Raw genomic sequence first — 11,898 nt, 5'->3', positions numbered from 1 at the left:
GGCCACGGCAAAGTCGCTGACAGAGCCTCGATACGCCGCCAGAAGAGGGCGGCTACTCGGCTCGAACGGGTTTTTCGGTTTCAGCAAGACCACAAGACCGTTCGCCCCGAGTAACGGCCCGTCTTCTTGGGCCGTGTATCGAGGGGCAGGCCTGGTGTACACCCTCCGTCAACGACTTTGCCGTGGCCTTGGGCGAGGGGCGCCCAGCGCTCGACAAACAGACGGCATCCAGAAGATACTGTCTCGATGGCGCCCGCGAGCTTGCGCCCGCTGGCGTGCGTTGCGGCCGGACTGGCCGGGGTCGCCCTGACCGCCCTTCCGCTTTCCCGCGCGCACGCCGGGGAACCGAAAACCGGCTTCGTGCGCGGCGATGCCAACTGCAGTCTGACCCGCTCGGCGGTCGACGTCGTCGCCGCCTTGCGTGGACTGGGTGGGGCCAGTGCCTGCGGTAACGACGACTGCGACCGCGACGGTCGGATCGCCGCCGCCGACGTCGCCTGCACCGCATCGTGCCTCTTCGATGACTGCCGCACACCGCCCTCGGCGCCCCTGATCGCCGCCGTGACGCCGGCGACTGCCGCGGGCATCGTGCCCTTCTCAGCCCTGCGCATCACCGTCATAAACCTGGGCCCACCGGAGCGGCTCCAGACCGTGACCATTGCCGGACATGACGCCGAGGTCGTCGAACGCTCGGCCGACGACTCGCTCCTCGTCATCGTGCCCGACCTCCCCCCGGGGGAGGCGGAAGTGATCGTCTTCGACGGCGACCTTGCGGGCTTCCCCTACGTCGCCGACATCTCCGCACCGACGCCCATGGGCGTTGCCGACACCTTCGCCGGCATGCTCGACCTCCTCGACCGGCTGACACGCGAATACGAGGCTCTCGACTTGCAAGACGTGTACGGCGACGATCATACCCTGGTCCGCGAAGGCCTGAGACGCTTCCGGCAGGATCTCGCCGGCCGATACGCCGAGCTGCGCGCCGATCCCGCCTTCACAGCGGCGACTGCCGCCCGGCTCGACGCCGCCGTCGAGGCGTCCGGCGCGCCCGAACAAATGCGGCTGCTGCTGGCCGACATCGGAGCCTTCCGCAACGGCGCCGCGGCACGCGACGGTGCCGCCTACGCCCCGACGATCGCCCTCCTCGGCTCCCGGCTCGGTACGATCACGCGGCTCGCCGCCGGACTGACGACGGCCGCCGGAGGTGGGCTGCCGGTGGCGGCCGTAGCCATTGGCGCGATTATCTCTTTCCTCGCCGGGGCCGTGCTGCAAAGCAGCGGGGCGCTCGCCCCCTTTCTGATCGCCGTGTCCTTCCGCACGGCCGATAACCAGCCACGGCAATGGGCAACCGCCGGCGGTATCGTACGCGTCGAGGGCCAGCGCATGGACTCCCTGACCACGGTGCTGCGCGTGCGCACCCGGGCCGGCACCGTCGACGTCGGGGCCGAGACCGGAGGCGCCGGATTCATGGAGTTCAGGCTGCCCGCCGATCAGCCGGCGCTCTGCGGTTCCGCAGCGCTGTCTCTGACGCGCCGCATTCCGGGAACAACCTCGAACGTCATAGGAACCAAGATCCAGCCCGAGCTGATCGCCCTGCGCTCGGGAACGGCGACACCCTTCGAGAGCGTGACACTGGAGGTGCGCGGTGTCGGCACCTGCCCGAGCCTGCTATCGTTGAGGCACCGTTCGGGCATTGGCGCGACGCTGGCGCTGCGGCCGCTGGGGGCTCCCGCCGCCGGTCTCGTGAACGTCGACGTTCCTAATCTGCCCCCCGGGACCTACGCGGCGGCAATCGATGGCGTCGGGATTTCCAGTGCCGAGCCGCACCATTTACGCATCGTCGCTCTGGCCGACCGGCTGCGGGTCACGTGCCTGCCCCCGCGGCTCGTTGTCCCGCCGGAACAGGGGAACTGGAGCACCTGCTACGCCGATCTGGATTCGCCCATCGCACCCTATCCGGTCCCTCTCTTCCTGAACTACACATGGAGTGCGTCCGATCCGACCGCGGTCGAGATCCGAAGCTCGAGACTGGGGCCTCACACGGTGGAACTGTCCGCGCTTCGCCCCGGAAGAATCCGAATTGGCGTCGAGGCGAGTTTCGACGGTAATGTCGTGCTGCGCGGCGAGACGGCCGAGCCGATCGACGTCGTCGATGTCACGCCCCCGGAGGTGAGAATCGAGACCGCCTCTCCGCCAAACGTTGCGGCGGGGGGATCGATCCGGGTTGACGCCATAGCCCGCGACAACGTCGAGGTGCGGCGAATTCGTCTGGTCTCCACCGGCGAAGCGGTCGTACACCCGGAACAGGAGTGCCTCGGCGTTATGTGCCGAGACCCGTTCCGGGTCGACTTGAAGCGCGCGGGCACCTTCACGCAGACCGAATTCACTGTGGCGGCCACGGCGTTCGATTCGTCAGGCAACCCGGGAACCTCGAACCGCCTTACCTTCCGGGTCGAGGTTCCCACTGCCGTGTCGACCCACACTCCGACGTCGACGCCGACGGAAACGCCCACGCCCTTACCCACCGCGCCACCCGTGACCCCGGGGGCCCGGGGAGTGGTGGCCTACATCACCAACCCGAGTTACGACCGACTGACGATCGTCGACACGGCCACGGACACGGTTGCGGGTTCGATCCCATTGCCGCAGTACCCGCGCGGCGTGGCCTTCGCGCCGGACGGAGCGTTCGCTTATGTCGTCAACGAGGGCTCGGACAGCCTCACGATCATCGATACGGCGACCCGTTCCGCGATCGACACGGTCACCGTCGGCGACGGGCCGCGGGATCTGGCGCTGACCCCGAACGGGCGCTTCGCATACGTCGGCAACTTCGTCTCGGAGGACGTCTCCGTGGTCGACCTCACGACCCGCGGTGTCGTCGCCACGATTCCGATGCGCAGCAACGTCAGCGACATCGCGGTCGCGCCCAACGGCAGCCGGGCGTACGTCGCCGTGACCTACGGTCCCAGCGGCCCGCATTTCGTCCAGGAGGTCGCCGTCGTCGACACCGGCAGCAACACGGTGATCCGGCGCGTCGAGTTCCTGCCCGTGGGATCGTTCTCTCCCTTCGCTCTCGCCGTCGCCCCGAACGGGGCCGCGGTCTATGTGGCTTCGAACGCAACGGTGAAGGTGATCGACACCGGCACGAACACGGTCAGTCGAACTTTCGAGATGCGCACCCGCAGCGCCAACATCCACGAACTGGCCTTCACTCGCGACGGTGCCCGCCTTTTCGCGGCCCAGGTCGGCGCCAACAAGGTGGCGGTCGTCGACGCCTCGGCGAACACGGTGAGCAACGAGATCCCCACCACGTACGGCGGGCCGAGTCACCTTGCCTTCACCCCCGACGGGACACGCGCGTACGTGGTGGGGTTCAACTCGTCGTGGGTGTCGGTTATCGACACGGCGGCCGGGCGCGAGATCGATACCATTCAGTTGCCGTATCCCGGTCTCTACATCGCCATCGCCGAAGTCGGCCCGCGCAGCCTGACCGCCACCCCGACGAGTACGCCCACGATGACTCCGACCCGGACACCGCCGCCGACCGAGACCCCGACCTCGACTCCCACCGTAACCCGCCCGCCGACCCCGCCGCCGACCCGGACACCGACACGCACCCGCACCTTCACGCCCACCCGCACGCCCACCCGCACTCGTACGCCCACACGCACCGTCCCGCCGGGGTCCACGATCACCCCGACACCGACGCCGGTGCCGACGAGTTTCATTGCCGGACGGAAGTTCGAAGATTCGGACGGCGACGGCACTTTCGACGCCGCGGAAACGCCGCTGCGCGACTGGACGATCTACATCGACACGAACGGCGACGGCATGCTTACGGGGCTCCTCGGGCTGGAGGTCGACTGCGGCCAGGCCGTCGAGCCGTGTACGAAGACGGACGACGCCGGCAGTTACGCCCTGGCCAACCTTGCCGTGGGCTCGTACCGCCTGCGTGAAGTGCAGCAGCCGGGCTGGCGCCAGACGACGGCGGACCCCGCCGACATACCGATCACCGACGTGCTGCGCGGGTATGCGCAGGTCGACTTCGGCAACGCGCGAGCGTTTACGCCGACGCGCACACCCACCCGCACGCCGACGATGACCCAGACGCGCACGGCTACCCGCACGGCGACGCCGACCCCAACAGGTAGTCGCGCCGCATCGCCGACTCCGACCGGCTCGCCCCGCCCCGGCGAGTTCTGCGCCGCAATCTCTTCGCCGATCGAGGTCCCCGATAACGATCCGACCGGAATCGACAGTCGGCTGACCGTCGGCACGCAAACGTTCATCGACAATCTCAACGTGAAGCTCGCCATCAGGCATACCTGGGTCGGCGATCTGCGGGTTTCGCTGACGCACGAGAACAGCGGCTCGACGGTGGTGCTGATCGACCGCCCCGGAGTGCCGCCGCTCAGTCTGGGCTGCAGCAACGATGACATCGATGCGACGCTCGATGACGCCGCCGCGGCGGCCGCCGAGGACGCCTGCGCCGACAACCCACCCGCCCTCGGGGGTCGTCTCGCTCCCAACGATGCCCTGACCGCGTTCGGCGGGGAGAACCTGGCAGGCTCGTGGCGACTGAATGTCTCGGACCGGTCCGGGAGCGACGTCGGCACGCTGGAGCGCTGGTGTCTGCAGGTCAACTCGACGGCTCCGGCGGTAACGTCGTTCACGTGCAAGGGCCAGGTCGCGTGCAGCGTCAACTACGGCGAGCCCTACGAGTTGCGGTTCAGCTTCGTCGACCCGGACGGCGACGCGTCGTCCTGGCAGCTTTTCTGGATCCTGGAGAACGATGTGCGACTGCAGATCGGCGGCGAGGCGATCGATCCGCCCACCGCGAGTGGGGTCATTGGCTTTCCGATCCTAACCGATTGCACCGCCCCGTGCCGCTCGCGGGTATACCGGTACGACGCCGTGGTAACCGACACTACCGGTCAGAGCAGCGAAGTGCGCCAGGTGCGGGTCACGTTGCAGGACCCGCCTTAGCCGGGGCGGCGGTCCCGCGACTCCCGCAATGGCGGCGGCTCTGTCGAGGCAAGGTGCGCGGGGGCGGAGTTCCAACGGGACCGGCTCCCGACGTCGGCACCGACATGCCCGGCCGGGGGCGGCAGGACAGCGAGACGCTAGGGCTGCGCCGCCGGCGGCAGCTCGACGAGAATGGGCGTTCCGGACGCCACCAGGTCGTGGGTGTGCCGACGCGCCAGCGGACGATCCCGCTCGGCCTGGCGCATCGCCGGCGTGTCGAGTTCTCGTTCCAGTTGCGCCAGTTCGTGCCTCTTATCCGCGCTCTGGGCCCGCAACGTAGCGACCAGCGGCGCCAGTTCGTCGGCGGAGCCGCCGTGCTCGATCTGTGCGTCCAAGGCAGCGATCTTGCGGTCGAGATCGGCGAGCTGCGCCTCGAGATCGCGCTCGTCGTCGTCAGGTTCCTGCTCGCCGGCCGGGGGCAGGCGGGCAAGGGCGGCCTCGAGCTCGTGACGCTCGAAGGCGAGTTGTGCCAGGCGCTTCTCGGTGCGGTCGATTTCCGTATCGAGACGGGTCGTTTTCGCAGCCACCGCTGTTGCGATCTGCGCTTCCTGTCGGTCGTCCGGCGCAGCCGGGATGACGCCCGCCGCGGCGGCGCGCTGCCGATCCCGCACCGCCGCCGTGTGTCGGTCGACGATGCCGCGTTGGTGATCGCGTACCTGACCGTACATGGCGAGACGGTCGCGCAGTTTCTGTTCCTGGCCCGGCAGGCGCCGCAGGCGGTCCTCGATGCGGGCCCGTTCTCGCTTTCTCTGCCCTTCCCGGAGCTGGTGGGACCTGGTGCGCCGCTGCGCGAGTTGCGCCGCCTCGGCCTGCAGGTCCTGGCGTTCGCGCTGGCGCTGAAACCTGTAGGCCTCCTCGGCCATGGCGTTGAGATTGTCCTCGGCGAGGCGGGCGACGGATTCGCGGGTCGTCGCGGTTCTGACTTCCAGAAGCGTCAGATCGTTCACCTGCAGCAGTCGTTTGTAGGTCGACTGGTACTCGGCAAGTGGGACGCCGGTCTTCTCGCAGGCGGCCGCTTCGATTCCCGCGCGGGCTCGTTCCACCGCTTCGATTGCCCGCACGAAATCGATGCCGGACAGGGGATCGCGCGAGTTGCCGCGGCCAGTTTCGTACCTGGGCAGGTCCGCCACGAAGCGCTCCTCGGCGGCGTGGCGCAGTTCCTCGGCAACGGCATTAGCTTTCAGGAAGAGAGCGACGTCCGCCTCGCTAAGTGCGGCCCGGTCGGTTACGGCGGGCCACTTCTCCGCCCCCACAGGAAGCTCCGCGCCCTGCGCCGTACACGCAGGCCAAACCTGTATGCCCGCCGAGAGCAGAAGCAGGGCGCAGAGAAGACGTGACCGTGGCGACCGCCTCATCGATGGCGAGTAAGCTGCCAGATCCGTGCCCACAGGTACCGTCGCCAGTTGGTATTGGGTGTAAGTTTCCCGGCATGGGCGGCATGCCACCTGATGGCACACATCGCCATGGATGTGTCACGCAAACGGCGGCGCAATGCCGTGGCGCGGGCCCGTCTCCGCAGCCGGGCTGGCGGGGGCATCAGGTTCCGCCGCGTACCGCGCGCACCTGCATGCCCGTGGTCTTGACGCTCGGTCCCGTATTCCCCTGGCCGAAGGTCATATTCCACGCCGATCCGGGCGTCGCCACGTAAGTCGTCGATGTCCAGTGCGCGCCGTTATTGGTGCAACTGCAAGTCAGGTGCGAGCAACCCGGCGTGCAGGCGATCGAGTCGTGGAATACCGGTTTCACGGCCGGGCTCTGAGCGGAGTAGTCGATGATGCTGGCTAACTCGCGCATGTTCGGCACCCTCCAGTTACGATAGCCGGCGAAGCCGCACGGGCCGCCCACCCCCGAGCAGTCGCTGTCGCCGCCGGCGGAGCAGTCGACCGATTCGTCGTTCTTGCAGCGGTTGTTGAGCCGGTTGATGAAGTAGCTGAAGGCGTTAGCCCAGGTGATCGCAAGGTTGTTGTAGTCGTGGATGCTGCCGTCATCCCCTTTCTTCTCCCACATGAGCCCGGTGGTCAGGTCGCTGACCGTCCCATCGCCGTTGTCGACGTAGGCCAGGGGCATGCCCGCCAACACCTCGCCGTCCTGCTGCGTCCCGGCGCACGCCGTCGTAGTGTGAGTGCCGACGTCCCAGCAGGTGGTTTGTCCGGTCGCCGGCAGAAAGGGATCGCCGCAGCGAATCTGGGGTTCGTTGTCGTCGACGGAGCCTTCGATCGCCTGCTCGATCTGCGACAGCGCCAGCAGGGCGTCGGTCGGCGCCGGCGACAATGCCGACATCGCCGTCTGGATCTCGTCGATCCATTCGAGCGCCCGCGGGTAATGCGCGGCGACACTGGCATTGGAAGCGCATTCGCCGACCGCGCGGAAGCAGGCAAGCCATTCCTCTAGCGAGTCGATCGCGCCATCGCCCCCGTGGCGTTTGCAGTACGACCCGAGGTTACCGGCGGCCAGGGGTTCGGACACCGTGGCGCCGGTGCCGAGGATGTCGCCGAGGGTGTGGAGAACGTCGGGACCGGCGCCGCACCGGGCGGTCACCCTGGCGGTCATCTTCGCCGTGAGCGTCTTGGTGGGATCGGCGGCGTTTTCGATCTTACGCAGCGCGGCCACGCACGTGCTCACGGCGCCGTCGACGTTGGCGGCTCCTTTGGCGACGATTTCCTTCGCGACCTTGGCGAAGCAGGTCTCGATCGCCTTGGTGCGTCGGGCAACGAACCCGGCGCCCTCCGTCTTGACCGTCTTCTGGCACTTTTCGAGGGTCGACTCTGGCGTTACCGAGGCCAGCGCCGGAACTCCGGTGAAGACCACCAGAAAAAAACCGAGTGAGCGCGCGAACGACATCATCGTATCCCCCACGATTCGCGGCTCGTTACCGAGCCGGCTGACGGCCCCGCGCTTGAAGCGCCTGACGAACACCCGAAGTCCTTGTGGACGCACGTCATCTCAGACGGCGAGCGGTGAAGTCAAGAGTCGAGGACCGGCGCCGCGCTTGACCAGGTCGCCAAGCTCGCGATCGAGTTCCGGTCGCGCAAGCTCGCCGGTGACGGCGCCCGCGCCGAGACGGCAGCCTGACCGGGCTGGTCTCCTGCAGCATCTCCTCAACGGGGTTGGCGGGCACATTGAGTGAGCGCACGCTCGAACGCCGCAAGTAGGTCCCGACGATCGAGTGCTTCTTCCAGCATGTGCAACGTCTGTCGGATGTGTGCCGTGTCGAGATGACGGCGATTGGCCGTCACGATGGCCACGACATCGTCGAGATCCTTGGCCCGACCGGCGAGCACCTTCATGATCACGATGTCCTCGGCGCTGGCGACGGGCACGCCTACGTCCTCGATCGACACCTCACGGCGGCGTTCGAAGAATACCTCCTCGAGCCCGGGTCCAGCGAGAACCACGTCCACGGCGATCCCGGATGCCACGTGCTCGAGCGGCAGCACGCGCGTACGTTCGACGAATTCGATGGGTGTATCGACCCGCGGATGGAACCCGGAACGCGCCAGCGCGTCGATCAGCGCCGCGGTGGGTCGCTCGGCGATGTCGACGGTGATATCCACGTCGGCCGTGAGGCGCGGCGAGCCGTAGAGAATCGCGGCCTGTGCCCCAAAGACGTACCAGCGCATGTGGAGACGATCGAAGGTCTCCTTCAGCGCCGCGAAGAGCTCAACCAGTGGAGCCCGCATGAGCGGCGCGATCGAGGAGCTGCTTGAGCTCGATGTGGTCAGCGAGGTCCCGCGCTCTCTCGTGGGCGGTCGGCCAGTCGGGCTGAAGCGCGCGCGCATGGTCGCGGAGCCGCAGCGCCACCTGAAACAGTGCCTCCGGCCCGCGGCTGCGCAGCGCATGGGCCCAGTGCCTGCGCTTACTCGCGGCGATCGCCTCCCAATCCCGACTGGCAAAGGCGCGCAATGCGTCGGCATCCATCGTCGACCAGTCTACCCCTGCCGGCGCGATTGTGAAATCGTCCGGCCGCCGCCATAACTCCGCTCTTAAGGGACGGTTCTTTTGCGAAAGGACGCCGGCCATTGTGCGTGCAGGCCTCTGTGCGATGTGGCTCGCCGTCGCATGACGCCCTTTCGGGGGGTTCGGTTTCCTGTCTTCGAATCGTTCCCCGGGGCGTTGCCCCCCGGGCTGGTGAATGGCCGTCCCTTCGGGCCTGAGCATCGGACGGAACGTCGGCTCGCGCGCACGCCCCGAAGGGGCAAAGGGCATCAGCCCGGAGCAACGTCCGGGTCAAGGCGAGCGTGGACACCGAGCCCTGAAAGGGCGGGACTCGACGCGCCACGTTCCATATCGGAGCAGAGATTCTCGCCCGTTGGGCGAGCGAGCCGGCGCCGGAAACGCTGGCTGGACAAGGGTCGCGCCTACGACCCCGCGGGTTAGAGCGGAGTTCGGCTTGATCGATCGGGGTCGGGGTCGGAATCGGCATCGGAATCGATGACAGCACGATGATCTTCGGCCACGAGCGACTTGAGGTATATCGCGCGGCCATCGAGTACGTTGGCTGGGCGTATCGGCTCTGTGAAGGCATCAAGGGGCAGCGAAACGCGAAGGAGCAGTTGCTGCGAGCATCGCCAGCGATCCCGCTGAATATCGCCGAGGGGAACGGCAAGGCGACCGGCGGTGAGCGCCGCCGGGATCAAGCGGCTGCCGGCGACGGCGGCGGGAGCTTCCGGCTGGGAGCGCCGCCGCGCCTCAACCGGAGCGTTCGGCTTGTTGGTCGAGGCGTGGCATATGGCGAGCCGTGACATTGGAGTTGCTCGGCGAGATCAACGCAATCGAGGTGATCGCTCGGGGAAGATCGGTGCGTCGACGCGCGTTCTTGCGCAAGCGGTTTGGAGCTGGCCAATGGCGCAAGCTCAAGGGCGTGGCGATGGTGCGGCTGTCGACCGGTGGTGTTCATCGAGCCGAGATTCACTGGTATGAAGCGCACGGCGTTGGTAGGGTGGGAATGAAGGTCAAGCGGTACTTGGACTAGGTATGAAACGACGAAGGATGAGTTTCGTCATCTGTTTGCGAAACGACGACTGCATCGATCTCGAGGTCCGCAAGGTCTATCCGGTTCTTCCGGATGCCGCGGCCGCGAAGGACGGCTACCTGCGCGTCGTCGATGAGTCGGGCGAGGATTACCTTTATCCGGCCGCCTACTTCGCTTCCGTGGAGGTCCCTCTTGTTGCGCGGAGAGTCCTCGCGGCGCAGCTGGCCTAACTCAAAACGGAGGGCGCGCCCGCGCCTGATCCTCGCGTTATGGCGCCGGCGAGTTGCACCCCGGATCGGAGCTGGGACGACGATTTCTATCCGCTCGGCCTCGATTCGTGGGTGCGCGCCCAACTGCACAGCGACACCGGGAACTGTTACGAGACGGCTTTCACGCCGGGGCCGGTGACCGGGAACGACGGCATGCAGTTCGAGGCGAAGTCCTGAACCCCGGGGCGGCTCGAACGGATCGCAGAAACCGCGCGGGGCGATATCTCGCGGCACGGGGAATCCCGCCGGTAAGAAGGGCGCGCCCGCACCCGAGCGCGCCCGCCGTTCGCCGTGGATGCATGCCGAATCTCCAGAGCTTCGCGGCTGGCCGTATCTTCAAGGGCGGCACGTGTCTGCCGGCGCCAGTAGTCGCGGTAGGAGCGGGGATGTCTGATATTGTAAGGGCATGTCGCAACGAACGTTCCTGCGGGCAACCTGCCCGGGCTACCGGAACCGTATTGCGGCGATCTGCCTCCGGTCCGTGGAGTGCGTCGGTCGCCTGTCGCTTCTCGTGCTCGCGATTCTGACCGGAGCCTGCGCCGGCGACGGTACGGCTCCGGGATCGGACGTCAGCGCCGAAGACCCTCCGTCGCTGGTCTTGTGGTTCGAGCAGCCGACCATCGGCTACGCGCCCGACTTCTTCGCAACGCAGTACCGTGCGCTCACCGACTACCTGAACGGCACCAGTCAGACGCAAATCGCCACGCACCGCGTGGTCGTGCGAATCGAGGACCCCGCAGTGACCTGGGCCGGCGGCCAGCAGCCGTGGCGTGTGGCGCCCGATGCGGATTTCGTCGCGGATCTCGTCGGACGACTACCTGCAGACTACGAACTGTTCGTGCTGCCGAGCGACGACACATGGACATTCGCGCCCGACATCGGCGACCCAATCGGTAAGCAGATGTTCTGGGTAAGTCGGATCAACGCGGTCATTCCGGAGGGAAAGCCGAAGATCGCCGGGTTCGTGCTCGATCCCGACGGCAGCACGGCGGCGGAGAAAGTCGCGCTCATCGACGAGATGAACGCCCAACGCGCGCTGTACCTACCCCCGTCGGTGCGTATCGGGATGACGTTCGGTACCGACGAGTTCCATAAGTCGCTGGCTTATCTGGCCGCCGGCGCCGCACACCCCCTCGATGAGGTTTACGTCGAGGCGTACAACATCTACACGTCCACCGAGCCGCCGCAGTACGACGCACAGACGGGAAGCACGACGACGATCTATACGGAGAACCGCAACGAGCCGAGCGGGATCTTTTCCGCTTTCTCCGGATTGCTTGCCGCGCCGCCGAACCTCTGGCGGAACGTATCGCTCGACGCCGCCACCGCGGCGCGTGTCGTGCTCCTGTTCAGCGTCGAGAACATCGACAACGGGAAATGCATCGCGCCCGACACGAAGGACGGCAAGTGCGGCCAGATTGACGCTTTCGGTACGTGGACTCTGGCGACCTTTATCGACTTTCTCGACACGTTCGGCGAACGCGAGGGCGAGCTATTTCCCCCCGGCAGCGCGCTCGTGCCGCCTCGCAACTTCGGCATCTTCCAGTACAACTTCCTGCCGGCGCCCGGCAGCTAGGCCGGGCGCCTCCGGGAACCACTGCGCGGCGGACGCCACGGCGGTCTTTCGCCGCG

General features: G+C 67.2%; 10 protein-coding genes. 6 read left to right on the top strand and 4 right to left on the bottom strand.

The genetic code is table 11. From position 1 onward, the window contains the following. Window positions 1-246 precede the first annotated feature (246 nt). A complete protein-coding gene (locus L6Q96_02945) occupies window positions 247-4,986 on the top strand; it encodes a beta-propeller fold lactonase family protein (GenBank protein MCK6553535.1) in 4,740 nt (1,579 codons plus the stop codon). Window positions 4,987-5,123: 137 nt separating this feature from the next. Here L6Q96_02945 and L6Q96_02940 read toward each other — a convergent pair whose 3' ends face one another. From L6Q96_02940 to L6Q96_02925, 4 genes are all read right to left on the bottom strand, one after another. Next, a complete protein-coding gene (locus L6Q96_02940) occupies window positions 5,124-6,278 on the bottom strand; it encodes a hypothetical protein (GenBank protein ID MCK6553534.1) in 1,155 nt (384 codons plus the stop codon). 283 nt (window positions 6,279-6,561) lie between these two features. Further along, window positions 6,562-7,941, bottom strand: coding sequence for a DUF1566 domain-containing protein (locus L6Q96_02935; protein MCK6553533.1), 1,380 nt, complete (start codon window positions 7,939-7,941; stop codon window positions 6,562-6,564). A gap of 182 nt (window positions 7,942-8,123) precedes the next feature. Beyond that, window positions 8,124-8,705 (bottom strand): hypothetical protein, encoded by a 582-nt coding sequence (locus L6Q96_02930; GenBank protein MCK6553532.1) that lies wholly within the window; start codon window positions 8,703-8,705, stop codon window positions 8,124-8,126. Continuing rightward, on the bottom strand, window positions 8,686-8,943 hold the full coding sequence (locus tag L6Q96_02925; GenBank protein MCK6553531.1) for a hypothetical protein: 258 nt from the start codon (window positions 8,941-8,943) through the stop codon (window positions 8,686-8,688). Before L6Q96_02925 ends, L6Q96_02930 begins: the two co-directional genes overlap by 20 nt. Before the next feature lie 524 nt (window positions 8,944-9,467). On the opposite strand from L6Q96_02925, the gene L6Q96_02920 reads away from it, so the two are divergent. From L6Q96_02920 to L6Q96_02900, 5 genes are all read left to right on the top strand, one after another. Beyond that, on the top strand, window positions 9,468-9,767 hold the full coding sequence (locus tag L6Q96_02920) for a four helix bundle protein (GenBank protein MCK6553530.1): 300 nt from the start codon (window positions 9,468-9,470) through the stop codon (window positions 9,765-9,767). Beyond that, window positions 9,764-9,997: a hypothetical protein gene (locus L6Q96_02915; GenBank protein ID MCK6553529.1), complete on the top strand. Its 234-nt coding sequence runs from the start codon at window positions 9,764-9,766 to the stop codon at window positions 9,995-9,997. Before L6Q96_02920 ends, L6Q96_02915 begins: the two co-directional genes overlap by 4 nt. Window positions 9,998-10,014: 17 nt before the next feature. Further along, window positions 10,015-10,227 (top strand): hypothetical protein, encoded by a 213-nt coding sequence (locus L6Q96_02910; protein MCK6553528.1) that lies wholly within the window; start codon window positions 10,015-10,017, stop codon window positions 10,225-10,227. Between the two features lie 39 nt (window positions 10,228-10,266). Next, on the top strand, window positions 10,267-10,443 hold the full coding sequence (locus L6Q96_02905; protein ID MCK6553527.1) for a hypothetical protein: 177 nt from the start codon (window positions 10,267-10,269) through the stop codon (window positions 10,441-10,443). 229 nt (window positions 10,444-10,672) lie between these two features. Then, on the top strand, window positions 10,673-11,842 hold the full coding sequence (locus tag L6Q96_02900) for a hypothetical protein (GenBank protein MCK6553526.1): 1,170 nt from the start codon (window positions 10,673-10,675) through the stop codon (window positions 11,840-11,842). Window positions 11,843-11,898: the final 56 nt, after the last annotated feature.

The sequence above is a fragment of the Candidatus Binatia bacterium genome (assembly GCA_023150935.1).
Taxonomy (GTDB): domain Bacteria; phylum Desulfobacterota; class Binatia; order HRBIN30; family HRBIN30; genus JAKLJW01.
Note: the sequence above shows the minus strand (reverse complement) of the source record. Positions and strands in the feature narration are given on the sequence as shown.

Excerpts from the sequence above, each read along its gene's own strand:
- L6Q96_02900 (MCK6553526.1), top strand. The coding sequence starts at position 10,673 with ATGTCGCAACGAACGTTCCTGCGGGCAACCTGCCCGGGCTACCGGAAC.
- L6Q96_02910 (MCK6553528.1), top strand. The coding sequence starts at position 10,015 with ATGAGTTTCGTCATCTGTTTGCGAAACGACGACTGCATCGATCTCGAG.
- L6Q96_02920 (MCK6553530.1), top strand. The coding sequence starts at position 9,468 with ATGATCTTCGGCCACGAGCGACTTGAGGTATATCGCGCGGCCATCGAG.
- L6Q96_02925 (MCK6553531.1), bottom strand. The coding sequence starts at position 8,943 with ATGGATGCCGACGCATTGCGCGCCTTTGCCAGTCGGGATTGGGAGGCG.
- L6Q96_02945 (MCK6553535.1), top strand. The coding sequence starts at position 247 with ATGGCGCCCGCGAGCTTGCGCCCGCTGGCGTGCGTTGCGGCCGGACTG.
- L6Q96_02905 (MCK6553527.1), top strand. The coding sequence starts at position 10,267 with ATGGCGCCGGCGAGTTGCACCCCGGATCGGAGCTGGGACGACGATTTC.
- L6Q96_02930 (MCK6553532.1), bottom strand. The coding sequence starts at position 8,705 with ATGCGGGCTCCACTGGTTGAGCTCTTCGCGGCGCTGAAGGAGACCTTC.